The 25,848-nt window shown below is 44.7% G+C and carries 22 protein-coding genes and 1 tRNA gene; 7 read left to right on the plus strand and 16 right to left on the minus strand.

All coding sequences use genetic code 11. The features are described 5' to 3' along the window. Window positions 1-33 precede the first annotated feature (33 nt). Both NFR43_RS00930 and NFR43_RS00935 read right to left on the minus strand, forming a co-directional pair. Window positions 34-930 carry an RluA family pseudouridine synthase gene (locus NFR43_RS00930; protein ID WP_251545554.1) on the minus strand — a complete coding sequence of 299 codons (897 nt, stop codon included), beginning with the start codon at window positions 928-930 and terminating at the stop codon, window positions 34-36. A gap of 50 nt (window positions 931-980) precedes the next feature. Beyond that, window positions 981-1,055: transfer RNA gene (locus NFR43_RS00935), tRNA-Asp, on the minus strand. 154 nt (window positions 1,056-1,209) lie between these two features. Here NFR43_RS00935 and mprF point away from each other — a divergent pair. Then, complete coding sequence (gene mprF, locus NFR43_RS00940; RefSeq protein WP_251545555.1) at window positions 1,210-3,798, plus strand: bifunctional lysylphosphatidylglycerol flippase/synthetase MprF; 2,589 nt, start codon at window positions 1,210-1,212, stop codon at window positions 3,796-3,798. A gap of 15 nt (window positions 3,799-3,813) precedes the next feature. Next, window positions 3,814-5,142, plus strand: coding sequence for a ClC family H(+)/Cl(-) exchange transporter (locus NFR43_RS00945; protein WP_251546184.1), 1,329 nt, complete (start codon window positions 3,814-3,816; stop codon window positions 5,140-5,142). A 47-nt stretch (window positions 5,143-5,189) separates the two neighbouring features. Here the strand turns inward: NFR43_RS00945 and NFR43_RS00950 are convergent, their stop codons facing one another. From NFR43_RS00950 to NFR43_RS00975, 6 genes are all read right to left on the minus strand, one after another. Further along, a complete protein-coding gene (locus NFR43_RS00950) occupies window positions 5,190-5,762 on the minus strand; it encodes a DJ-1 family glyoxalase III (RefSeq protein ID WP_251546186.1) in 573 nt (190 codons plus the stop codon). Window positions 5,763-5,773: 11 nt separating this feature from the next. Further along, complete coding sequence (locus NFR43_RS00955; protein WP_251545557.1) at window positions 5,774-6,763, minus strand: alpha/beta hydrolase; 990 nt, start codon at window positions 6,761-6,763, stop codon at window positions 5,774-5,776. 105 nt (window positions 6,764-6,868) lie between these two features. Beyond that, window positions 6,869-7,525, minus strand: a complete 657-nt coding sequence (locus NFR43_RS00960; RefSeq protein WP_251545558.1) for a uracil-DNA glycosylase — start codon at window positions 7,523-7,525, stop codon at window positions 6,869-6,871. Between the two features lie 17 nt (window positions 7,526-7,542). Then, window positions 7,543-8,883 (minus strand): threonine/serine exporter family protein, encoded by a 1,341-nt coding sequence (locus NFR43_RS00965; protein WP_251545561.1) that lies wholly within the window; start codon window positions 8,881-8,883, stop codon window positions 7,543-7,545. Between the two features lie 295 nt (window positions 8,884-9,178). Then, window positions 9,179-10,147 carry an AEC family transporter gene (locus NFR43_RS00970; protein WP_251545563.1) on the minus strand — a complete coding sequence of 323 codons (969 nt, stop codon included), beginning with the start codon at window positions 10,145-10,147 and terminating at the stop codon, window positions 9,179-9,181. Between the two features lie 29 nt (window positions 10,148-10,176). Further along, entirely contained in the window at window positions 10,177-11,796 is a 1,620-nt protein-coding gene (locus NFR43_RS00975) for a malolactic enzyme (protein WP_251545566.1), read from the minus strand. A gap of 144 nt (window positions 11,797-11,940) precedes the next feature. On the opposite strand from NFR43_RS00975, the gene NFR43_RS00980 reads away from it, so the two are divergent. Then, window positions 11,941-12,828, plus strand: a complete 888-nt coding sequence (locus NFR43_RS00980; RefSeq protein ID WP_251545568.1) for a LysR family transcriptional regulator — start codon at window positions 11,941-11,943, stop codon at window positions 12,826-12,828. Window positions 12,829-12,917: 89 nt separating this feature from the next. On the opposite strand, the gene nagA is transcribed toward NFR43_RS00980, so the two are convergent. The 5 genes from nagA to NFR43_RS01005 are packed head-to-tail and all read right to left on the minus strand — an operon-like array spanning window position 12,918 to window position 17,269. Beyond that, on the minus strand, window positions 12,918-14,054 hold the full coding sequence (gene nagA / locus NFR43_RS00985) for an N-acetylglucosamine-6-phosphate deacetylase (protein ID WP_251545570.1): 1,137 nt from the start codon (window positions 14,052-14,054) through the stop codon (window positions 12,918-12,920). 12 nt (window positions 14,055-14,066) lie between these two features. Further along, window positions 14,067-14,780: a glucosamine-6-phosphate deaminase gene (locus NFR43_RS00990; protein ID WP_251545572.1), complete on the minus strand. Its 714-nt coding sequence runs from the start codon at window positions 14,778-14,780 to the stop codon at window positions 14,067-14,069. Window positions 14,781-14,815: 35 nt separating this feature from the next. Beyond that, the gene (locus NFR43_RS00995; RefSeq protein WP_251545574.1) at window positions 14,816-15,658 is read right to left on the minus strand and encodes a MurR/RpiR family transcriptional regulator; all 843 of its coding nucleotides are present in this window, start codon (window positions 15,656-15,658) and stop codon (window positions 14,816-14,818) included. 20 nt (window positions 15,659-15,678) lie between these two features. Then, on the minus strand, window positions 15,679-16,368 hold the full coding sequence (locus tag NFR43_RS01000; protein ID WP_251545576.1) for an N-acetylmannosamine-6-phosphate 2-epimerase: 690 nt from the start codon (window positions 16,366-16,368) through the stop codon (window positions 15,679-15,681). 22 nt (window positions 16,369-16,390) lie between these two features. Continuing rightward, window positions 16,391-17,269, minus strand: coding sequence for an N-acetylneuraminate lyase (locus tag NFR43_RS01005; protein WP_251545578.1), 879 nt, complete (start codon window positions 17,267-17,269; stop codon window positions 16,391-16,393). Between the two features lie 247 nt (window positions 17,270-17,516). On the opposite strand from NFR43_RS01005, the gene NFR43_RS01010 reads away from it, so the two are divergent. The 4 genes from NFR43_RS01010 (at window position 17,517) to NFR43_RS01025 (ending at window position 21,952) form a co-directional block, all read left to right on the plus strand. Continuing rightward, window positions 17,517-18,374 carry an ROK family protein gene (locus NFR43_RS01010; RefSeq protein WP_251545580.1) on the plus strand — a complete coding sequence of 286 codons (858 nt, stop codon included), beginning with the start codon at window positions 17,517-17,519 and terminating at the stop codon, window positions 18,372-18,374. A gap of 155 nt (window positions 18,375-18,529) precedes the next feature. Further along, window positions 18,530-19,246: a sugar phosphate isomerase/epimerase family protein gene (locus NFR43_RS01015; RefSeq protein ID WP_251545582.1), complete on the plus strand. Its 717-nt coding sequence runs from the start codon at window positions 18,530-18,532 to the stop codon at window positions 19,244-19,246. Between the two features lie 17 nt (window positions 19,247-19,263). Further along, window positions 19,264-20,448 (plus strand): cation:proton antiporter, encoded by a 1,185-nt coding sequence (locus NFR43_RS01020; protein ID WP_251545583.1) that lies wholly within the window; start codon window positions 19,264-19,266, stop codon window positions 20,446-20,448. A 1-nt stretch (window position 20,449) separates the two neighbouring features. Then, a complete protein-coding gene (locus tag NFR43_RS01025; RefSeq protein WP_251545585.1) occupies window positions 20,450-21,952 on the plus strand; it encodes a sodium:solute symporter in 1,503 nt (500 codons plus the stop codon). A 75-nt stretch (window positions 21,953-22,027) separates the two neighbouring features. Here the strand turns inward: NFR43_RS01025 and NFR43_RS01030 are convergent, their stop codons facing one another. The 3 genes from NFR43_RS01030 to NFR43_RS01040 are packed head-to-tail and all read right to left on the minus strand — an operon-like array spanning window position 22,028 to window position 25,768. Then, window positions 22,028-23,374 (minus strand): flavocytochrome c, encoded by a 1,347-nt coding sequence (locus NFR43_RS01030; RefSeq protein WP_251545587.1) that lies wholly within the window; start codon window positions 23,372-23,374, stop codon window positions 22,028-22,030. A gap of 14 nt (window positions 23,375-23,388) precedes the next feature. Beyond that, window positions 23,389-23,976, minus strand: coding sequence for a peptidylprolyl isomerase (locus NFR43_RS01035; protein WP_251545589.1), 588 nt, complete (start codon window positions 23,974-23,976; stop codon window positions 23,389-23,391). Window positions 23,977-24,013: 37 nt separating this feature from the next. Further along, window positions 24,014-25,768: a cell division protein gene (locus NFR43_RS01040; protein ID WP_251545590.1), complete on the minus strand. Its 1,755-nt coding sequence runs from the start codon at window positions 25,766-25,768 to the stop codon at window positions 24,014-24,016. Window positions 25,769-25,848: the final 80 nt, after the last annotated feature.

Here is a 25,848-nt window from a genome sequence, read left to right on the forward strand (position 1 = left end):
ACGGCGATGATTATCACAATCATCGCCGTTTTGTTATTTAATAGTTAGGCCCACGCGCTCCAGTAACTGCTGTTCGGTTGCCGTTAACGGAGCCGTGAAATGGAATTGTTGCTGAGTAAATGGGTCGAAAAAGCTCAGCTCACTGGCATGTAACACCTGGTGGTCGGCCAACTCCAACGGTCCGCCATAGAGATGATCACCGACGAGCGGATGACCAAGCGATTGCATATGCACCCGAATTTGGTGGGTCCGACCACTATGAAGCCTCAACTTTACTAGACTGTAATCTGCATTACTCTCCACAACCCAATACTCGGTTTTTGCGGATTGGCCATTCTGGCCGATGATCCTGGCAGCCTGACCCGCAACCCGCTGGATCGGTTGATCAATCATTCCGTGAGCTGGTTCAACCTGCCCACTGACTAACGCCAAATAACGTTTATCCATCGTGTGTTGCTCTACCTGTTGGCTAATCATACTCGAGGCCACCCGGTGTTTAGCAACCAATAGCAAGCCACTCGTGTACTTATCCAGCCTGGTAATGAGATGGGGACGATGATTTTCATCATGGTGGTCGATCAGGTAACCCTTGGCCCGGTTTAAAACTGTCCCGTTGCTTTCATGGGGACCAGGAATTGACGCCACCCCACTTGGCTTATTAATCACTAACCAGTTATCGTCTTCATAAACTACCGTCAACGGTTCATGACTGATTTCGACACTTTCATCCGCAAGCTCCGGCTGAACAGTGATCGTGAGGGTTTGATGAGGCAAAATCTTGGTAGTAGGTCGCACCACCCGGTGGTCAACGAGCAGTTGACCATCCCCATTTTTAATGTCATTGAAGAGCCGGTGTCCCATGCCCAACTGGCTAAAAAAGCGTTTGATCTTTAACGGTTCCTGTCCTTGATATTGCCATGTGTTTTCCATATGAACTCCTTTGTACAAAAAAAGCTGGGCAAAACCCAGCTTCGTAAATACGGTCCGTACGAGACTCGAACTCGTGATCTCATCCGTGACAGGGATGCGTCCTAAACCAACTAGACCAACGGACCATTTGACAACAATTAGTAGTATACGTGAACTTTTCAAACCCGTCAATCTTTTTTCGAAAAAAATGGATTAATCATTCCGGATACTAGCATCAGCCAAGCTCTTCCATTATCATAATAATGAAGAATGTGAATTAGATAAGGGGTATTCCATATTATGCAAACCATCATCCAGAAAGGAAAAAATATCTGGAACAAATACGCTAAGGTGATCAAAACCATCTTTATTGCTTCAGTCGTCATCTTTGTAGTGATCGCATTAAGCAATTTCTTCAAAGATGTTGACTGGGGAAAAGTCCAAATGGGAATCCAGGATCAATCATGGCCCAACTTGCTTCTCATGACGGTTGGTGGCCTGGTTGCCGTCGTCCCAATGCTTGGGTATGACGTGGCCATCACTCACCTCCTCCCTGGCCACTTTAGCAAGTTCTATATTGTCCGAAGTGGCTGGATCACAAATACATTAACCAACATCGCAGGCTTTGGAGGATTGCTTGGGGCAACCTTACGAGCCTATTTTTACGGAAAAAAAGCCAGCCGGAGCGAAATCTTACTAGCGATTGCCAAAATCGCCGTTTTCCTGATCTCTGGATTATCAATCCTCTGTTGGGTGGCTTTAAGCATCATGTATGGCTTCCATGATGGTGGCCATTTTGACCGGTATTCCATCTGGTTAATTGGTGGTGGATGCTATTTCCCAATTGTTTTCTTCTTTACCAGACGGCATGATTCGAAACTTTTTCAAGGATTAACTTTAAAATTAGAAGCTTTCATTACGATTAGCTCGACCTTTGAATGGTTACTAGTGGCTCTCTTCTTCATCCTGATTGGTTATTTAATGGGGGTCAAAACGAATTTAGTTGCCGTCTTCCCCCTCTACGTGGTCGCCCAAGTTCTCGGGGTTGTTTCCATGCTGCCGGGGGCGATTGGTTCCTTTGATGTCATGATGCTCTTTGAATTGAGCATGCTCGGGGTGCCACGGGCAACGGCAATTGTTTGGCTGCTCTTATTCCGGGTCTTTTATTATATCGTCCCGATCATTTTGGGCGCGATCTTCTTTTTACACCACGTTTTTGTCCAATTGGACAACTTTTTCGACCACATTCCGAGTTCGATTGCCCGGCAAACTGCACACTGGCTCATTACCTGCTTCATGTACGTTTCCGGGATCCTCATGTTATTGGCGGCATCCGTTCCTGATTTAACCGACAGCAACCGTGTCCTCCAGCGTTTTTACCCCTTTACCTTTTTCTTTCTGCACCAGCTCACCACGATTCTCTTTGCAATCGCGATGTTAGCGTGCGCGCGGGGGCTGCAAGCCAAGGTTAAAAAAGCTTACTGGCCAACGCTAATCATTTTGGTAATTGGGATTACCAACACAATTATTAACCTCGGCACGATTTCATTAACGATTTTCCTGCTGATTATCCTCATCCTGGTCTTTTTAATGCGCCATGTGCCATACCGCGAGAAGCTCCAATATTCCGTCGGTAAATTCATCGTTGACAGCATCATCTTTGTTGGTAGCCTCGTCCTTTACATCATCGTCGGCGTCATTAACACCCCACGCTACTCTGCCGATCATGCAGTTCCCCAATTTCTCTTATTCCCTGGTGAAAAAATTTGGTTATCAGGCTTTATTGGTTTGATCTTAGGTTTTGCCATCATGTTCGTGATTTTGCGCTATTTTACAGCGGGTCCGGACCCCTTTGCCGGCGAGCAACCGTTAGACAAACCCCGGGTACTGGCCATCATTGATGAATTTGGTGGAAACGAAACGAGTCACCTGGCCCTCCTGCGCGATAAAAATATCTACTACTACACAGAAGACGATCATGATCAACTCTTCTTTATGTACCGTCCCAAAAATGACAAACTAATCATCATGGGGGATCCCGTCGGCAATCAAGCAAAGAAGAACGTCGCCATTAAACAATTCCTTCGCGAAGCCGACCGTTACGGTTACCAACTCGTCTTTTACGAAGTGGACAGCGACACCACGATGGATCTTCATGAATTCGGTTTTGACTTTATCAAAACCGGTGAAGATGGCTGGGTCAAATTAGCCGACTTTACGTTAGCCGGTAAAAAGCAACGTTCGCAACGGGCGTTAATGCATAAATTTGATCGGGAAGGTTACACCTTTGAAATTGTCCAACCACCGTTTGATGACCAATTAATGGCCGAATTGAAGGCTGTTTCCGATGATTGGTTGGGTAAAGAAGTGGAAAAGGGCTTTTCTCTTGGTTACTTCTCACCACAGTACATTAATGAAGCGCCGGTCGCCCTTGTGCGTGCCAGTGATGGACAACTGGTCGCCTTTGCAACATTAATGCCGACCGGTAGTAAGAAGCTCCTGACCATTGACCTCATGCGCCACAGTCACACGGCCCCTTCAGGAATCATGGACAAAATTTTTGTTTCGATGTTCCAATACGGCCAAGAACACGGTTATGAATATTTCGACCTGGGGATGGCTCCCCTGGCAAACGTTGGGGCATCCCAATATAGCTTTATTGAAGAAAAGGTGGCCCACTTTATCTACGAATATGGGTATCACTTATACGGTTTCCAGGGTCTCCGCCGGTATAAAGAGAAGTACGCCTCAAAGTGGTTCCCGCGTTACACCGTCTTCCGCAAAAAGGCTTCGTTAATTGCCTCAATGCTGGCCCTCTTGAGCGTCGTTAACCAACGGATTGACCAACAAGCTAGTCGTCATCCCTGGTTTCTTTGGTGGAAGCATTAATCATAGGAGGAAGTCATTATGAAAAAAGCGCGTGATGTTTTACACCGACCCTTCACGTCGGATTTTCTCAAAATCATTTTAGAAGGTTGCCTAGTGGGGATCTTCACCGGCCTGGTGGTCAGTCTCTTTCGGTGGATCATTGATCAAACCATGCAGGGCTTGCAAATTATCTACCCCTTCATGGGTCACCACCACTTAGCAATTATTGGTTACTTAGCACTAATGATCGTGATTTGTTTAATTTTAGGGCGGCTCATCCACCCCTACCAATTGGATTTAATTGGTTCTGGTGTCCCCCAAATTGAGGCCATTCTCAATGACCAGCATTCAATGAACTGGTTTCAAGTTCTTTGGCGGAAATTTATTGGCGGCCTGTTAGCAATCTGTCCAGGATTATTTCTGGGACGGGAAGGACCCTGTATTCAAATGGGGGCGGCAATTGGTCAGGGAGTTGGTCAGCAACTCTTCCATCGGGATCAGCAGGCAACCAAAACCTTACTGGCCTGTGGAGTCGCCGCCGGGCTTTCGGCCGCCTTTAGTGCACCCCTGGCTGGAACCATGTTTTTGTTAGAAGAAATTGTCTTCCAATTCAAGCCAAAAATTTGGTTAACGGCTCTGGCAGCAGCGATTTGCTCGGATGCCGTGACCATCGGCGTATTTGGTACTAAACCCTGCCTTTATTTGCCAATTACCGTCAACCTGCCATTGCGCTCCTACCCTGTGATCGCCCTGTTAGGAATCATTCTCGGTATTTTAGCTTATGGTTACCAATGGTGTTTACTAAACCTCCGGTGGTGGTTCAGCAAAGTGCCCAAATTACCAGCTCAATACCACAGTATCATCCCGTTCGTACTATTAATTCCCGTTGGTCTCTGGCAACCAAAGTTATTAGGGGGCAGTCACCTGCTGATTAATGACATTGCTAAGCAAGGCGCCAAGCCCCCCCTAAGTGGTTTTCAGAATTTACTAATTTTGATGGGGATCTTCTTTGTCATTCGGTTTGTCCTTTCCATGCTAAGTTACGGAGCGACGGTGCCGGGCGGAATTTTCATGCCGATCCTTGTCCTAGGTTCCCTATTGGGGGCCATCAGTGCGCCGCTGATGATCGAAGCGGGTATCATTCCCGCTAACGCCTTTATCAACATTGTTGCCCTTTCGATGGCGGCCTACTTTGGCGCGATTGAAAAGGCGCCTTTCACGGCGATTCTGTTACTAACCGAAATGGTGGGTTCAATTGAACAGATTCTCCCAATGACCATCATGACCTTCGTAGCCTATGTGGTTAACGACCTTCTTGGAGGACGGCCAATTTACACCGCCTTACGTGAAGAAATTTTTGCTTGAATTAATTGTTAAAAGGAGCCTGGGCTTTTGCCCAGGCTCCTTTGTAGTTAAATATTCTTCTTTAAATAATCATACAACATCTGGTGTTGCAATTCCTTAGTATCGACACCCAAGACTTCTGCAATCTGAAAGGCATAGGCCATGGCAGTAGCTGGCCCCCGGCTCGTAATCAAGTGGCCGTCATGATCCACCACGGTGATCGTTTCTTTAAAATGGCCGGTTGGTGCGACTTGTTTCGTTTCTTCATCAATCCCTGGGAAACAAGTGTAATCATGATTGTCCAACAATCCATAGCGGGCAAAGGCAATTGGCGCCGCGCACATTGCCGCATTCCACTTACCAGCTGCTTGACGTTGCTTCATCAAATCCATCAGACGATCGTTATCACGGAGGGCGTGGGCACCCCCCATTCCACCAGGGAAGATGACACAGTCATAATCAAGCAATGAATCGTCCACCACTTTTTCACATTGTAACGGAATTTGATGGGCCCCCATCACGTCTTTACTGGTTAAGCCCACCATGTCAGCTTGAATCCCTAACCGGCGAAAAACGTCGATCGGCGTTAAAGCTTCGACTTCTTCACAACCATCTGCTAATACTACTGCTACCTTCATTATTGTCACCTCATTTAGTTAAAACAAAACTGTTTGATTACTTGGATGGCTTCCTGAGCTTCCGGAATTGGGGTTAGCGGGTACTCGTGGTAGAGCTCCCGACCAATTTCTGACCGCACGTTGACGTTTTCCTGACGCAATTTTTTAACGAACTTCATACAATCTGGAAACATGATTTCCCGGGTTCCCGCAAACACGAGAACATTTTTTAATTGATCAACCCGGCCATTAATTGGTGACAGCCGGTAATCGTCCACGGCAGTATTGCCTGACCATAAGCGACCAACAGTCCGTAAGCCGATTACATCTAAAGTCGCATCATTGGCTTGATATTTTTCAATCAATGGATTGGTCAAGGTTAAGTCTAACCACGGTGAAATCAGAACCAGCTTACCTGGTTGGGGCATTCCTTGTTCGGCCAACCATTCACAAAAGCCGGCAGCCAGTCCACCACCAGCCGAATCACCCATTAAGGTAAGTTGTGAAGCGGGGTGATTCGTATACAGCTCTATATACAACTTCCTTAATTGAGCATAGGCCTGGTCAAAATGAAATGTTGGCGCCAGCGGATACTGGGGCACCACAATTTTAGCGTCCACTTGATCTGCCAAGTTCATTAAAAAGTGCCAGTGGTCCTTCGTCGGTTGAAGAAAATAGGCACCCCCACATAAGAAGAGGATCACCCGGCCACTCGTTGCCCCAGCATTCAATAACACTGTGGGCGTTTTAGCCTTTTCAATTCGCACGACCCCCGGGTGAGTTTCGACATCGCTTGGCAACACAAACGGTTCTTGTGCGGCCTCTGCAGCATCCGCTAGCGCCGCCTGAAGTCGTGCGGGATCATGAAGCATTTGTTTAAATCCCGACAATTGTAAACTGAGTTCGACTAAGGCCGCTTTCTTAGACCTGCTGTGACCACAATTCAACTGTTCCCGCAGGTTCTTTTTGAAACTATTGGCCACCGTTTTCGCTGTCTGGCGGTTAAGCTGATATTCTCGTTTCATAATAACTCCTTACCACTCCAAACCACGTTGATACTACTTATGGTATAGCATTCCAGCGAAAAAATCAGCTTAATCACAAAAGAAGCCGGAAATCTTTCCGGCTTCTTAACGTTGATTTAATTTTTGCAACCAGGTCCCAAATTTCTGCCAATCTTTGCGGACGGTTGGCTCTAAGCGCCGCGCATATAGGTAAGCAGCCGGATGGTACATCGGATAAACCCAGTATTGATGCTCACCCATTTGATATCCACAATCATCAGGTAATGCCTCTTGAATGACTGTATAACGTGGTTGCCCATGCAGTTCTCCAATATTAGCTCGTGGTCCGAGAAGTCGTTGCAAACTTGTATTTCCCAACGGCACTAAAATTTGTGGTTGAATCTGCTGAAGTTCCCAATCAAACAGCTGGGCGTATGCTAGAACTTCCTTTTTGGTGGGTGTCCGGTTGGGATGTTTTTCAACCCGTTGACCAGTTTTTTTATCAACCACGGAACGTACAGAATACGGACGACTCCGAACCACACTCGTAATGTAGACATCATCACGGGTCAAGCCTGCCAAGCCAATCATCTTCATCAACTCTTTGCCGGAGCTCCCCACAAACGGGACCCCAGTTTCTGCTTCCTGCCGACCAGGCGCTTCCCCTAACAACGCAATCTGCGGGTGCTCAGGCCCCATTCCGGATACAAAACCGGTTAAGTGGTGGCCCTTCAAGCGGTCTTTAATTTGCTGCACCATTGCTGATGGATATTGAATTTGCATCCTTGCTCCTCCAATACTTAGCCATTATGACGCCACTTTGGATCGGTCAAAATCCGGGCCGCAATTAACCCTAGTGGCAAGAAAACGACAATCAAGAGTGCCCGGGTTAACCAGAGTGCCCCGGTGCTGATTGAAGTCAATCCAATGTTGTAAACGGCACGATACATATACAATCCCGGAACCATAATCACGATTGATGGAATGGTAATGGAAATCCGCGGGTAACCAACTTTTTTTCGCACAATTGAGGCCAGCAGGCCGGCAGTTAACGCGCCCAGAAAGGCGGCCGCCCCAGCAGGCATGTGACCAAGATCGACCAATTCCAAACGGAGGGTATTGGCAATCGCACCGATTAACCCTGCCGTAGCTGCCATCCGTGGTTTGCTGTTAAACATAATGGAGAAACCAAAAACCCCACAAAAACTGGCGGGCAACCGCAATAAGAGGTAAGCCAACGGCGAAAGTGGTAATGGCATAAAGTCTTCTGGACGTAAGTGAACCAACATGGCCACTAGCCAGCCCACGAGGGTCGCCACCGTAATGATCAAAATTGCGTAGGCACCCCGTTCCAGACCGGACCGCATATCCAATTTGGACAAGTCCAGGCCACTCGTAATGAATGGAAATCCGGGAATGATAAAGAGCATTGCACCAATATATCCTGCTTCGTGACGGGCACTCACGTCAAATAGGGCCCGAACACTAATAAAAGAAAGCAAATATGCTAAACAGGCCGTAGCAACGGCAACGGCAATGCAAGCAAAGAGAGTCATATGATGGTCAATCATCTTCCGCCGCACAAAGTTACCACACGTGGCACCAATAAAGCAACAAAGCATTTCCACTAAGCCACCACCCAGCAAAAAGACGAAGGCACTACATGCTAACCCAGCCGCTAAACCGACCATCCATGGTTGGTAATTACCCTTGGTTTTTTGAATTTTGTTCAGGCGGTCATGGATTTCCCCAATGGTCCAACTAACCCCCTCAGCTTCCATGTCCTTCATGAAACGCTCCATGGCGTTAAGCTTTGACGTGTTCACCCCCGTACTGGGCAAGGATAACGCTTGCGTATAACTACGGTGGTTATCCATACAAGTATATTCAATCGAAACTAGGCCAATATCGGCTGAACAAGTCATGCCTAACGTTTGGGCCGCGATGTTCATTGAATTGCGGACCCGCCAGGATCCCGTCCCACACGCTAACATCATAATACCAATCCGGCCAACGATCACTGCCCGTTCGACCAAGTTAGCCTCAGTGGCCGGTGTAATATTATCGCTCGTGACAAAATCCATCCAATCAATCTTCATATGGTGTTGATAATGATCGACTGGTACTTCCTGACTACTCATCTTTTCACTCCTCATCCCTCTTCATGAAAAAAGACCCCCAAAACAAGCAGGTGCTTTGCGGAATCTCAAGCCTAACATTTTAATTATACGAGTTTAACATAACTTTGTGTACCGAAAATTCTAAAAGAAAGGGGCTGTGACATAATCCCTGAAAGATAGCTCTAACACGAACAGCGCAGTACAACAATGGGCTCCAACATCCGGTAAAACCGAATGCTGGAGCCCTATTGTTGCTTGCGGGGGCGTTAATACGAAGTCGTAAACGACTTCTGTAACGCTCCCAAATCAATCTGAATTAAACAAATTGTAAGATGGACATCAAGATTGGTACGACAACGACGAAGAGTACCGTACTCATCACAACAACGTCAGTTGCGTACTTAACATCACCGTGAGCTTCCTTAGCCAAGATTGGTAAGACGGCCAGCATTGGCGTTGCGGATTGAACAACCAAGGTTTGCCGCATCAGGCTTGGCAAGTGGACACCCATTCCCATCCCGAGCTTGATCAAAACGATCAAAACAATTGGGGAAATGATGAACCGGCCAATTAAAGCCAGAATGGAATCACGTTCAAACCGGAAGTTGTTTAAACCAGCATCATAAAGCACGATCCCAATGTAGATCAAGGACAATGGGGTCACCAAGCTACCAACGTAGGTCAAAGTTTGGCCAAGGAAGTTTGGTACCGGAATCCCGATTAACAGCCAAATAATGGAGAAGATAAAGCCAACCAATGGCATTGGTAGCAACTTACTCCAGTTGATCTTACCACGTTCCTTCTTCTTACCATCGGCAGTGGGGTCGTCATTTTGGATCAGGTAAACCCCAAAGGCCCAGGTAGAAACAGTGTTAACGATGTAGTAGATCAAAAAGTATGACATCGCTTTGTTACCAAACAAAGCAGTGTTCAACGGCATCCCAATAAAGATCGTGTTGGCGTTTGCTACCGCGTTGATAAAGATCCCCCGGCGACCCGGACGAATCTTGAACAACTTAACGGCAGCAAAAGCAATTAAGTAACTAATAATAACGGCAATGGCTGGGAAAATAATTCCGACTCCCAGACCAAGTAACTTATCCTTCGTGAGGTACTTCATAACACTCATGAAGATGGAAGCAGGTAACGCAATCTTCGTAATCAAAGACGCAATATTACCCCCGAATGAGTCGGCAAACCAGTTATTACGACGCAAAATATAACCAAGCGCCATAATTAACACGATTTCGACGACACTCGAAACTGATGTTAAGAATACAGACATTTCTCAAACTCCCTTATCAAAAATTTAAATTAATATTTAGCTTCCCACTTCAGGTCAGCAACGGCCTTTTTAGCATCGGTAACGCCAGCAAAGTCTTGGTCAATTGCAGATTGAGCCACGATTTCTGATACCCGGGTGGTGAATTCTTCCAGCTTAGCAACTGGTGGTAAGACAGCGGCACCAGGTTGGTCAGGGTCAACGATCCCACCAAGGGCGTGGGCAGCAGCTGCCAGCATCTTTTCATTAACTACCTTGGACTTAGCAGCGATGGCCCCGAAGCCAACTCCTGGGTAAACCAAAGCGTTGTTAGCTTGCCCAATGGTGTAGGTCACCCCCTTGTATTCAACTGGATCAACAGGAATCCCGGTTGCGGTCAGCACCTTCCCGTCAGTCCACTTGATCAAGTCAGCAGGCATTGCTTCGATCAACTTCGTAGGGTTCGAAATTGGGAAGATGATTGGCCGTTCAGTGTGCGCCGCCATTTCCTTAACAACGTTTTCGGTAAAGGCACCCGGTTGCTTGGAAGTCCCAATCATGACAGTTGGGTGCACCGCCTTAACGACGGAAAGCAGGTCCGTTAATTCATCAGCATTCGCGAATTCACTCCGGTCACGAGTGAAGGCCTTTTGTTCTGGTGTCAAATCAGGGGTGTCGTTGAATAACAAACCTTGAACATCAACCAAGTAGAAGTGCTTCTTGGCTTCTACAGGGTCAACCCCTTGACGAACCATTTCATCATAGAGCATTTGGGCAATTCCCATCCCAGCAGTTCCGGCACCAAAGGTCAGGAACTTTTGGTCACTTAACTTTTCCTTTGAAATGTTCAACGCACCTAAAACACCGGCCAAGGCGATGATCCCAGTCCCTTGGATGTCATCGTTAAAGACTGGCATGTCATCCTTGTACTTGTTCAAAATCACGGCCGCGTTGGAACGACCAAAGTCTTCAAAGTGGAGCAAAGCTTCTGGAAAAAGCTTCCGGGAAGCTTGAACAAACTTATCAACCATGGCGTAGTATTCATCACCGTAAACCCGCTTGTGACGGTTACCTAAGTACATTGGATCATCCAGTAACTTTTGGTTGTTGGTCCCCGCGTCTAGTGAAACGGCTAAGACTTGTGATGGGTCAATCCCAGCAGCAGCAGTGTAAACCATCAATTTACCAACGGCAATGTCAACCCCGTTGACACCCCAGTCACCAATTCCGAGAATTCCTTCGGCATCGGTCACAACAATCAAACGAATGTCACGACCATCTGAAGCATTCTTCAAACTTTCTTCGATGCTGTCTTGGTCATCAACAGACAAAAAGGCTGCTTGTTGTGGTTGAATAAAGATATTGCTGTAAGTTTCAATAGATTCAGCGATGACTGGATCATAAACAATTGGCATAAATTCAACAATGTGTTGACCCATCATGTAGAAGAATAGGGTCCGGTTCGTGTTGAAAATTTCCATCAGGAATTGCCGTTGTGGCAACCCAGCTGGCTTAGTCTTGAATTGGGCATAGGTTTCATCGGCTTGTTCTTGAAGCGTTTGAACCTTAGCTGGTAAAGCTCCTACTAAACCCAGCTTTTTCCGCTCATCCATCGTGAAGGCGGTACCCTTGTTAATGTAAGGGTTGTTTAAAATATCCATTGCTTTTGTCATGATGTAAGATCCTTTCTATTTTGCAATCGATTATCAAATTACGCAGCCATTGTAACCGGCTTCGAAAAATATAGTCAAATCGTCGTGTTATAATAAAGAAAATTAATATGAGGAAATTAAATGCTGATTCAGAGGTGTTTTGGGATGAATACAAAAGATTTGGAATATTATCATGCCTTAGTTACCGAAAAAAACTTTTCCCAAGTGGCGGAAAAATTTGGGGTTACCCAGCCAACCATCACCAACGCTATTAAGCGCTTAGAGAAGGAATTTCAAACGAATTTTTTCTTACGTGATCAATCACATCATAATTTAACCGTTACTAATAATGGTTGGCAGTTTGACCAACACGTTTCAACGATTCTTTCAGAACTGGAGATTGCCCATAAGGACATTGCAAACGCGAAAGAGGAACAAATTCTATTTGGTCTCCCGCCAATTATTGGAAATTATTTTTTTCCACCGTTAACGCCAGCTTTGATGAACTACCAATTAATGGATCGCTTGGAAGTTTTCGAACACGGGTCTGCCCAGCTACTAAAAATGCTGCGCCATGGTGACATTGATATCGCCCTTTTAGGGTCACTCATTCCCTTGAATTACCCCCGGTTAATTAGCCGAACTATTCAACACTACCCAATTAACATCATTGTTTCTAAAAAACACCACCTCGCAAAATTTGCTCAGCGGGGGATCCATTTTCGCGAATTAGCTAACGAAAAATTCATCAACTTTGACGAGGGGTTCGTTCATAACCAAGCTTTCCGAATGATGTGCCGAATTAACCACATTCGACCACGGACAATTTATAAAACAAATGACGTGCACGTGCTTAAATCAATGGTGGCAGAAAATATTGGAATTTCTTACTTGACCAGTTTGGCAATCTTGCCTTCCAATGGGTTAGTTCAAATTCCATTATTAGATCCAGAAAAGCCGGAATTTCAAATTTCCTGTGTTCGACGAAGTACCGCGACTTTAACCCCGTATAAATTTGCCCTTTGGGATCAACTCACAAAACCACGAAAATAAGAAGAGCACGAGAGTGGGACGTAATGAAGTCACATTCTCGTGCTCTGTTCGTATTCAGAAGGAGTGTTGTTGGTATCTAATGTTGCCAATTAATCAACTAATTGGCCGTAACTATATGTTGATTGTAAGTTCAGATCTTGGTCCAAAATATTCAAATCGGCATCTTTGCCGACGGTTAACCCACCCTTAGTGGAGAGATTAAATTCGCGGGCTTGGTTGACTGATGACATCTTAACCGCATTGGCAATTCCACAATCAGTGAAGTCAATGATATTCTTAAAGGCCAGGTTGTATTGCAATACTGATCCGGCAAGGTGACCATTTTCCAACCGGGCTTGGTGATCCTTGACAATCACCTTTTGACCACCCAATTCAGAAACACCTTCTGGCATTCCCTTCGCCCGCAGAGAATCGGTAATTAATTCCATCCGGTCTGGGCCCTTGATTTCATATGCCAACCGAATCATGTCGGGCACAACGTGAAAACCATCCGCAATAATTTCGGTATACAGGTTATCTTCCATCAGGGCATCCCCGGTTAGGCCTGGTTCACGGTGGCGCATCCCACGTTGAGCATTATAAAGGTGGGTAATGTGGCTCGCCAATGAATGCTTCATTTGTTCACGGGTGGCGCTAGAGTGACCGGCTGATGGCACAATGTTATGTGTCAAACAATATTCTTCCAGCTCGTGAGCCCCCGGTTTTTCAGGAGCGTAGGTGATCATTTTGACCCAACCACCAGCTAATTCATTCCATTGGTCCAGCAGTTTGTAATCTGGATCTTGAATGTATTTTTCTGGTTGAGCCCCCTTATATTCAGCAGAAACAAATGGCCCCTCAAGGTGGGTTCCTTGAATAACTGGGTTAGTCTTGGCCGCTTCCTTAATCGACTTCATGGCCTGGTTGATGGCTTCAACTGACTGAGTCACCGTCGTTGGAAAGAATGAGGTCACCCCTTCATTTTTGGTCACTTGATGAACCATCTCGTTTAATTTGGCTGGGTCACCATCCATCGTATCAAGGCCATAGCCACCATGACTGTGAACATCGATAAAACCAGGAACAATCACCCGTTCATGGCCATCAATAATCTTTTCATCCGCTGCTTGCGGTTGATATTCAATCATTGGCCCAACAGCAAGAACTTTGTCGGCAAAACGAATGTAACCATCCTTGACGACATCCTCACCGGTGTAGATATCTGCATGTTTAATCACTGTTTGCATCTGTCCTGCTCCTTAGTATTGCCCCTTAAGTTTGCTTGCCGCCGCTTCATCCACAATAATAGTCACGTTGGGATGACGTTGTAAGATACTAGCAGGCACATTTTCAGTAACTGGGCCTTCAATTGTCTGTGCAATTGCATCCGCCTTAGCATCACCATAGGCTTCCAGTAGGATACTCTTAGCTTGCATAATCGAAGCCATCCCCATGGAAAGCGCAGACCGCGGAACATCCTCCTTATTAGCAAAGAATCGTGAATTAGCATCAATCGTTGACTGTGTCAATTGAACTTCATGCGTCTTACTATTAAAAGGTGTGCCTGGTTCGTTAAAGCCAATGTGACCATTGCGTCCAATTCCTAAAATCTGGAGGTCCACTGGATTATCTGCGAGCACTTGATCATAACGACTAACTTCTTTAGTAATATCATTTGCGAGACCGTTTGGAATATAGGAATGGGCAAATGGTTTCTGATTGAACAAGTTATGTTGCATGAAGTAAGCATAGCTTTGATCATCATCAGGGCCTAGACCGACATATTCATCCAAGTTTACCGAAGTGCAATCGCTAAAATCGATGTCACTATCACAGAGTTCAGCATAGGTCGTCAACGGGGTGCTTCCCGTAGCTAGGCCAAAGACGGTGGCTCCATTCTCTTTGGCATTACGGAAGATTTTGTATCCTTCGCGACCACCTTCTTCAGCATTCTGGACAACAATTACGTTCATCTCGAAATTCCTTTCCGCTATTTTTTTACCGGCTGCTACCGGTGATGATTCTTATTCGCAAAACTTTCCTTTATCACTAATATCGATTCAACAGTCTTATCCATTGAGGCACGATAATCATCATACTGGAGGAGAATTTGGGTTAGCATATCGATAACGTAGGTAACCGCAAATTGAGAGTTGATGAAGTCATAGTCACCTACCAATTCCGTACTCTTGATCTGAAAAATCAAATCACTCATATTCGCAAGTTGACTATTTTTAAAGGCCGTAATAGAAATAATCGTTGCACCATTTTTGCGACTTTCTCGTACCGCTGAGCAGACCTCAGGGGTACTACCAGAAACTGATAAAGCAATTACGACGTCATTCGATTGCATTGTTGAACTAGCAATCGTCATCATATTGCTTTCCGTCATGGCAAAGGCCGTTATTCCCATTCGCAACAATCGTTGGCCAAATTCCTGGGCATTATATCCTGAACTGCCGATGCCAAATAGGTACACTCGATGAGCATGACGAATAAGGTCACCCGCACGGCGCAATTGTTTGTCGGAAACTAGTGCCATTGTTTCTGAAAGAATCTTTTGATAATAGTCATGGATGTCATGCGGTGTTGATACATTTTCCTCCGCTTCACGTTGCATTGAGTCAGGGGTGACTAGTGCCAGTTTAAAATCAGCAAATTTTTTACAACCGACCCGCTTAGTAAAGCGGGTCACAGTTGCTACTCCGACCCCAGCTTCACGGGCGAGTTCAGTAATATTCATTTGCCGAACTTCCGTTGGCTTCTGAAGAGTCACCCGCGCAACCTTTTTTTCTTGTCGAGGAAGGTCAATAAAAATATTCTCAATCTGTGTCATGAACCGTTCAGACATCCATCATCATTCCTTACTAACTATTTAAGGGCGTTAACAAATCCCGTAGCGATCTGGAGTGGCCGGGTAATGGCTCCTCCAACTACTACAGAATGACAGCCTAATTCGATACACCGTTTTGCTTTTTCAGGACGATCAATTTTACCTTCAGCAATAACCGGGTGCTCAGCCACTTTGATAACTTCCTTGAGGTATTCAAAGTCATTATCAGCAACATTCATTCCATCAGTTGCTAGTGTATAGCCATGCATGGTAGTCCCAATGATATCAAAATTTAAGTCATTGGCAATTTTAACACTATCGATGCAATCAGTATCTGCCATTAGCAAAGTATCTGGAAATTCTTTGCGCATTTGAGCAACAATATCTGCTAGCTTTTCGCCATTTGGCCGTGGCCGTCCTGTGACATCACAAGCAACAACTTCACAACCAGTACTTGCTACCGCACGCATTTCCTTCATGGTTGGAGTAATGTAAACAGGCGAATCATCGTAATCCACTTTTGCAATACCAATCATTGGCAAATGAGCTTCATCTTGGATGGCCTGAATGTCAACAACGGAGTTCGCACGAATCGCTGCTGCACCAGCGCGCTTCGCCGCACGAGACATCCGTGCCATAATAAATGAACTGTGTAATGGCTCACCAGGCAATGCTTGACAAGAAACTACCAAATTGCCCTTCGTTGCTTTCATAAAATTGTTTTCCATAATTAAAGTGCCTTCTTTAAGTTTAGTTTTGTAAGAACTTCTTATAAATTTTGTTAGCCCGTGTCTTCATTTCTGGAGTAAAGTGGTGCATTGGTTGCTTCGTATAACCAGCTTCCACACCCATATCAGATAAGATGAGCTTAATGGTTTGGTAAAGGCCATTATCAAGGATGGCAGAAATCAAATCATTGGTTTCGTGCTGAATATCCAATGCCTTCTTCATATCGCCAGCTTCAAAAGCTTTAATTTCAGCCTTGGCCCGTGCAGCATTAACGTTGTAAGTTGAACCAATGGCTCCATCAACACCAAGTGATAATGCAGGTAAGAGCATTTCATCCGTTCCAAAGAGAATTTGCTTATCTGGGAACCGATTCCGAAGCCGTTCCAAGAGGAAGAAGTCGGCATTGGTGTATTTAACACCAATAATCTTTGGGTTTTCAAACAATTTAGCAAAGTTATCCAAGGAAAGTGAAACCCCAGTTAATGCCGGAATTGAGTACACAATCAAGTTAGCATCAACGTCTTTAACAATTTCGTCATAGTAGTACTTAATTTCTGGGAAACTAAAATTGTAATAGAACGGTGTAACTGCAGAAATGGTCTTATAACCAAGGTCATTGACAACATAATCAGCAAGTTCCTTAGATTCAGTCAAGTCGATTGAACCAACTTGCGCGATTAAATCACAATCATCACTCGCTTCATCCTTAACAATTTCAAAAATCCGTTTCTTAGTGTCCGTCCGAAGCATAAAGTTTTCACCAGTACTTCCACCAACGTAAAGACCATCAATATGGTTAACGTCAATGTTATGGCGAACAATTTCACGAGTCCCTTTTTCATTTAAGGTCCCATCAGCGTTGAAAGAAGTTAACAATGCGGAATATAATTTTTTAGTCATTTTTACCATCCTTTGTTTATAACGTCAATTGCTAAAAGTTTGTAATAGTTCTTCTTCAACCGCACCCTAAGGATAACCTACGGAAATAATTTTTGCAATTATCATTTTCGATAATCATTTTCAATTACCACACGAAACGTTGCGATATCAGGAATATTAGCCAGTGAATTCATTGAAACTTTTTTAGTTTGTATGGTACAATGAAAGCGTTTTAAATGGCTTTTTGAAAGGATTCAGGTGGATCACAATGAAAAAGTACTTAGCCTTTGACGTTGGCGGGACGTCAATTAAATATGCAGTTCTGGACTCTAATTGCGTAGTTCTTACCAATGGAAAGGCCCCTACTAGGAATAACCGTGACCAAACGATTATCAAGACCTTACTCAGCGTCACTACTGAAATGTTGGATGAGTTTACCCTTTCCGGAATTGGCGTTAGTACGGCCGGCAGAGTCGGTAAGTACGGAGAAATAGTTTATGCTGGACCCACCGTCAGTGATTACCAAGGAACACAAATTAAAGCTAGCCTAGAAAAAGAAAGTCAGCTTCCAGTTCACGTAATGAACGATGTCGATGCAGCACTAATGGGGGAAATTTTTCGTGGGCATCATCAAAGAAATCAATCCATCTATTGTATTGCTCTTGGAACCGGCATCGGTGGGGCATTTTATGTTAATGGCCAACGTTTCGACGGTGCTCATAATCTTGGCAACGCTGTTGGATCCTTAAATTATGATCCACAAACCAAAAAAAGCTTTGAAAGTCACGCTTCGACTTTAGCGTTTCAAAATCAATTGGCACCTTTTAACGTTACCGTACCAGAGGCCTTCACGCTCGCTCGCCAAGGAAATGAAAAATATCAACAATTGATTAGTAAGTGGTGTCATGTTTTAGGAAAACAAATCGCTCAAATATGTTTGTTGTTGGACCCTGATATTTTTTTAATTGGTGGTGCAGTAAGCCAACAAGGGGATTACTTTATTAACCAAATAAAAAATGCCACTAATTACTATTTACCAGACGGGCTCGATAACGTTGATATTCAAGCAACAGAGCTTCAAGATAAGGCGCAACTGTATGGCGCAATTTCGCCTTTCTTTTTATGAAAGCGTATACAAAACTCTGAACCTATGTTAGTATAACCAACGTAATAGTTTAATCTTTATAAATTCAACCGCACAAATTAAGCGTCGCTACGAGATTAACGGTCGCTTTGTTTGTGTGTTTTTTTGTTCCTGTAATTTAAAGAGGTGTCTTACTAATGAAGATCTCGATTAATACCGCCGTGTTTCTGGATCAAATGAATGCAGGCCACTCCCAATACGAAGTTTTGCAAACCCTAATTGGAAAACCAATTGCTAACATCGAAGTTCGTGGTGAATTTTTCCAAGATGATACACGTGATGCCGAATTAGCCAAAATTAGTGATCTAGCTGCAGAAAATGGTTGGGGGCTTTATTACTCCATTCCAGAAGCGCTGTTTGATGATGGCAAATTAAACCCACACTTACAGAATTACCTAACAATGGCAACAAAATTTGGGATCAAAAATCTCAAAATTAGCTTAGGCGATGCTCCAACTGTTGATGCCAGCCTTAAAAAGACGCTACTGGCAATTCCTACAGATCAAGTTTCTATCTCAGTAGAAAATGAACCAAATGCACACGGTGAAGTTGATAAAATCGTTAAATTTTTACGGGCCACTGATCAACACTTTGGTTATACCTTCGACTCTGGAAATTGGTATTGGATCAAGCAAGACCCACAAACAGCAATGGATCAACTCCAATCCATGCTCACCATTTTCCACCTTAAAAATATCAAGAATTTGGATACCACGATGTTAGATGATGGTGCGACAGATTGGGTAAAACTCACTCAAAAGGTCCCTACTGGTATCCCAGTTTTCTTAGAATACAACATTCCAACTGAACGGCTTCTTGATAGTGAAATTGCAAAGGTCAACCGACTTTTGTAATCCAGGAGAATCGACCAATGAACTACTTATTGCAAATTGTACTAATTTTATTGGTCGGTAAGGTCTGCTCAGAATTTTCTTCGCGAATTGGGTTACCCCCAGTGATGGGTGAATTAATTGCCGGGATTTTAATTGGTCCAGCGGTTCTTCACCTGCTAACACCAACCGTATTTATTCATTACTTCTCGCAAATCGGGGTCATCATGTTGATGTTTATTGCTGGTTTGGAGGGTAATTTAAAACAGCTCCTCCATTACTGGGCCCCTTCCCTAACGGTGGCAACCTTGGGGGTAATTTTTCCAACTGGGACTGCCTTCTTACTATGCCACTACGCCTTTAACTTTGATATTCAAACGGCAGCGTTTATGGGATTAGTACTTAGCGCTACTTCCGTTAGCATCACTGTCCAAGTTCTCCGGGAAATGGGTTATTCCAATACTAGAGAAAGTCAAATTATCCTTGGCGCAGCTGTTGCTGATGATATTATTTGTATTATTTTGCTCGGCGTTAGTGTTCAACTAGTTGGCAAACACTCAGCAAGTTCGCTCAGTGATGAAATTATCTCGATGGTCCTTCCACAAATTCTCTTCTTTGTGATTGTCCTGTTGATTGGTCGCTTCATTGTACCAACCTTCTTGAAAATCTTTGACAAAATGGGAATTAACGAAAGTCTTCCTACTGCAGCCTTGATTATCTGCTTTGGGTTTTCTTGGATCGCTGTTAAATGTGGAATGAGTGACGTACTAGGTGCCTATTGTGCCGGACTCGCCATTTCGCAAACTAATTACGAACAAGATCTCGAGCCGAAAATTGAACCAATCGGTTATGCAATTTTCACTCCTGTCTTCTTCATTAGCATCGGTTTGGAAGTCACTTTCAAAGGAATCGGTAATGACATTCTCTTTATTCTTTGCCTCATCGCAATTGCCGTATTGGGTAAACAACTTGGGTGTGGAATTGGCGCAAAGCTGTTCCACCTGAATTGGAAAGAGGCAAATGTCGTTGGTGCCGGAATGGTTTCGCGAGGAGAAATGGCACTAGTGGTAATTAAGGTAGCTCTTTCATCGGGTTTAATCGATAAGAGCTACTTCACCTCACTAATCTTAGTGACTGTAATTACGACCTTACTGGCACCATTGCTACTCAAAATTTTTATTCAACGTAACGTGAAAAGTCAAAATAAGGAAAGGCGATTAGATTAATATGCAAAAAACTGGATTTGGGACACTTAATTGGATTGTCCTGCTTGTTTATCTTCTTGCAATGCTCTTAATCGGTGCATACTTTACTAAAAGAGCTAGCAAGGATACTGATGCTTTCTTTAAAGCAAATAGTTCCGTTCCTGCTTGGGCCGCCGGCTTTAGTATCTACGCCACGACTTTAAGTGCGATTACATTTATGTCAACACCTGAACAAGCCTTCTTAACCGATTGGTCTTATTCAGTAGGTAACTTAACGATCATTTTGATTATCCCAATTTTGATTAAGTACTATGTTCCATTTTTTAGAAAACTACAAGTCACGACTGCCTATGAATACTTGGAAGACCGTTTTAGCCCCGTCATGCGGGTCCTCGGCAGTTTGTTGTTTATTCTCTATCACTTGGGACGGATTGCCATTGTCATTTACTTACCAATTCTCGCCATCGCTTCAGTTTCCTCCATTAACCCAATCTTGATTGCTTTATTCGTGGGTGGTTTATGTATCATCTATGCTTATCTTGGCGGAATTGAAGGGGTTATTTGGACGGACGTTATCCAAGGCTTCTTACTACTTGGTGGGGCCATCCTCATCATTATCATGGGGATTCATTACATCCATGGTGGTTTAGGCACCGTTGGTCATGATGTGGCTTTACATCATAAGCTTTATTCCGGTGCTAACTGGAATCCAAAGAATCTAAAGCTCTTCATTCCACTAATCTTTGCTGGTTCTGTCTTCAACTCCCTCTATCAATACACCGGGAGTCAAGATGTTGTTCAACGTTACCAAACCACTTCATCAATGAAGGAAACTGCCAAGTCTCTCTGGACGAACGGGCTGTTGGCCTTCATTACCATCCCAATCTTTTACGGAATGGGTACCATTCTTTATAGTTTCTATCAACATTCAGCTAGTCTTCCAAAGGGCTTTAACACTAGTGCGGTTGTTCCATACTTTGTTATCAAAGAAATCCCTGCCGGTATTGCCGGTTTAATCATTGCCGCCATTTTTGCTGCTGCTCAATCAACGATTGCCTCGAGTCTAAATGCCATTTCAGCTTGTGCCATTACAGACTTCAAGCAACGGTTCTTCGATGACAAATTTAAGAAAGTCAGCGATGTCCAATTAGCACGGTTAGTAATCTTAATCGCCGGGATCCTTGGATTACTCATGGCCATTTACCTCTTAGTTGGTAACCAATCTCAGACTTGGAACCTCTTCTTAGCCATCACTGGTTTGTTTGGTGTCCCAATTGCCGGAATCTTTGCCGCCGGTATCTTTACTCATCGTGCTAACACAATTGGTGCCGTCACTGGACTGATTGTCAGTGCTGCCTTAACGTACTACGTACAATCTAAAGGAATGTCACCATTCATGGTTTCCTGTGTTTCCTTCTTATCATCCATGTTTATTGCATGGTTTGTTGGTCTCTTCACTCCACAAAAGAAGAACATTGTTGGTTTAACTGCCAAAACCGTTAACCAGGAATACCAACGTGATTAATACAACTTTATGAAATTCTCCTAAACTATAAAGCAAGCCACCGTAACTGCAAAATCAGTTACGGTGGCTTTTTAATTATGATTCTAAATCCCTTTTCAGCGTCAATGCTGCTTGGCGACCAAAGACCACGGTTTCCGCAATCGAATTTCCACCAATCCGATTATTACCGTGCAAACCGCCAACTACTTCACCGGCCGCATACAGACCGGGAATGGGGTGCCCATTGGCGTCTAACACGCGGGTTTCTGCGTCCGCATGGACCCCACCCATCGTGTAATGAATGGCGGGAGCCACGTGAATAGCATAAAATGGCCCCTTAACTAAGGGAGCCGTCAGACCGGTCGTCCGACCAAATTGTGGATCCTGACCAGTTTCAACGACTTCATTCCACCGGTTGACTGAACCAACCAAATCCGCCATTCCCAATTGGCCAGCCAATGCACTTAGTGAAGCTGCCGACTTCACTAAGCCAATCTGATTGTAAAATTCAATAGCCTTGACCCGGTCACAAACTTGTTGGTCAAAGATTAGGTAGGCATGGTGGTCAGGCAGTGCAGAAATGGCGTTCGAAACAATGCGCCTCGTCGCCAATTCATTGACGAAACGTCGGCCCTGGGCGTTTACCAAAATGGCTCCTTCACCCCGCACTGCTTCCCCAATCAAAAAAGCATGCTCCTGGTCTTGCTGGACAGTGGGATGAACTTGAACTAAGTCCAATTGCATTAATTGCGCACCAACTTGTTGAGCTAACCTTAGACCATCACCAGTTGCTCCCGGTTGGTTCGTGGTTCGATAATCCGCTAAATCAGGCCGGTAGCGACGAATTAGTTCTTTAGAGGCACCAAAACCACCACTTGCTAAGATTACTGCCCGTGACAATAATTGCTGCGGGCCAGCGGTAGACATGTACTCAACGCCAATAACCTTTCCATCGCTAGTTAACAACTGAGTGACTGTTGCGTCAGTAATAATTTCTACCCCATCATCACTGGCCAACTGCTGAAGGCCTTTGATCAGGTAAGCACCAATTGGCGCGGTCGAAGCCGGTCGGTGCGTCCGTTTTGTTGACATTCCACCGGTAATCGTAAGGTCCTCCAGTGGCAGCCCATGTTGGTTTAACCAGTCCACCGCTAATGGTGCGTGCGTAACAAACTGTTGAAGCATCGCTGGATCGTTAAGCTTCCCTCCGCCTTGGAAGGTCTCTTGATAGAAATCCTGCATTCGGTCGACAATCCCATGTTGAGCTTGCACATTAGTTTCCGCCGCATTCATCCCGGAAGAAGCTCGGCTGGTATTACCACCAACTTTCGGATTCTTTTCTAAGATCGCCACCGTTAAGCCTAATTCACGTGCCTGAACCGCGGCTGTCAGTCCGGCACCACCAGCGCCGATAATAATTACGTCGTAGTTAGTTTTTGCCATGGCCTTTTCTCCAACTAATCAATTGAAATGGATTCAATCACAACATCTTTTTTCGGACGATCATTGAGGGCCCGTGCCACCCGACTGATTTCTTTAGCCACTTTTTGTCCAGCAATGACCTGACCAAAAACAGTGTGGTGATGATCTAGCCAAGGAGTTCCACCATTTTCTGCATAATGGTTAATCACTTCTTGTGGGTACCCCGCGGCCTTCATTTGGTCCGTCAAGTTAGTCGTCAGATTTTCGTTGGTAACGATAAAGAATTGACTACCATTGGTGTTGGGACCAGCATTGGCCATCGAAAGGGCCCCATTAAAGTTAAATAGTTGATCGCTAAATTCATCTTCAAATGCGTCACCGTAGATACTTTCGCCACCAGCTCCGGTACCAGTTGGATCCCCACCTTGGATCATAAAGTCAGGGATGACCCGGTGAAAAGTAACCCCATCATAGTAGCCTTTTTTAGCTAGTTCAATGAAGTTTTTAACGGTCTTTGGTGCGAGGTCATCAAATAATTGAATTTGAATGTCACCATGGTTGGTATGTAAAGTCGCACGTGAACCATTTGCATTACTTAAATTTAATTGTGGAAACTCACCCATTTTCTCATCCTCCTATCATTTTTGCGATTGTATTATATCATGATTTGTACCACTGCTGGACGTAAAGCAGCAACTTAATCACACCAAAAATTAAAACTCCCACGATTCCTAATAAAGAAATTATAATCAAAAGCGTCAGCCACCATGGTTGAACAAACTGCAAAGTGACTCGATTGTACCCCTTCCGTTGGTGGATAAATGGAGCACCAATGCTGGACCGGCGGTAATGTTTAACTACTTTGCCGTTCACCGTTAACCGCGATTGTCGGTAGGTAACAATTGGCAACCGAATTTCACCGGCACGATTAGAGTGCCAAGTTAGTTGCAGTTTTCCGCCTGGCAATACGGTATGTTGAAATTCATTGACGTGTTCGATAATCTGGTTTTCATAAGCGTAAGAACGCACGTACTTCTTACTCAAGTTTTTACTGGTAACCGGGAGGTAGTCAGGGCTCCGTTTTTCAACCAATTGCAACAATTGGCCAGGGTGAAGCGAGTGAACTGAGATTCGAATCAAGTGATCATGGGGACTATGTTTGGAAACGCCCCCCTGATGAACAATTACCTTGTCAGTATGGTAGCTCTGGCTAGTTTGATAAATATCCATCATGTTCGCTAGCTGGGCCCAAACGGCCAGTAATGTCATAACTAGCATCCCAATTTTCCGCCAATGGCGCTGGCGAAGTGAGTGCTGAAGCACTAGTTCTCGACTGGTCACTGCCACTCCCGCAAAAAGAAGTGGAAAGGCCAGGACCGTCAAACGGTCCGGAAATTGGAGAATCCGCTCCAAAGTTGGAAAAGCTTTTTGTAAAAATCCCCAAGGAAAAAAGGGACTACTTAACCACAGGAAGACCGCTCCCACGGCCGTAATGATCGTGTTCACCCGTGATTGCCACCAATGAAGGATGACGTAAATAATTTGCGCTAACAAAAGGACGAGGACACCAACTAGAATGTAATCCCGACTTCCCTTACTAAACGAAGCAATCAAAACATTATTCGTCAATTTAAACGGGGCTGGCTTAGCAATGTCGTTTGACATTTCCATTGCCAACAAAGCACCCCACACATTGGCGGTTAAAACAATTGTCCCCAGTGCCGCTTGAATAGTCGCTTTCCACATTTTTTTCGGGTCAGCCGCTGACCGCAACCCGAAGATAAAAAAGGGCACGAGCGTCACTGCAAAGAACAATGAACTCAGCATATGAATCTGAATGATAACGGTCATAATGGCCAGTAATTGCCACCGGTTAACTGGTTGTTGACGATCTTGAATCATCCGGGCCGCGCAAATACAGAGAAATGGAGCGAGCGCTGCTCCCCATGCATTCATATTTTGGGCGGTTTCCCAGCGGGGAAGCCAGCCGATGTTCATGTAGATGATCGCCAGGAGCGTCCCCATCGTTGGTCGGGCCCCTAGCCGTTTAGCTAATTGGTACATCCCAACTCCGGCAATCCAATAGATGACTAGCGCACTCAGCACTTCGTACCGGTACCAAGTACCCACCATTCCCAGAACCGCGCCATTGAGGTAAGCAAATAGCGGCCCATAAATTGCGTTAATGACCCGGCCACTTTGTTGATAACCATAGTTGGTTTGGAAAAAGCTCAGGTTGCGATTCTGAATTTGCTTGGCAGCATCATAAAACCGGTTGAAGTGAAAGATTGAATCAGAGCCAAGGATCATTGAGTGCTCAATCACTTGTGGTGCAACAATGACAAAACACGCTAAAAAAATGACAAAGTATGGTCCAAGGGTACGCCAACCTTTTTTTTCACTCTGAGGTCCCATGTTAATAATGTTTTCTCCATCTCTAATTTATAATCAAACGTTTTAATTATAATACATTTCCGATGGAATACGGGATGATT

The organism is Limosilactobacillus caecicola (genome assembly GCF_943192935.1).
In the GTDB taxonomy this organism is placed as follows: Bacteria; Bacillota; Bacilli; order Lactobacillales; family Lactobacillaceae; genus Limosilactobacillus; species Limosilactobacillus caecicola.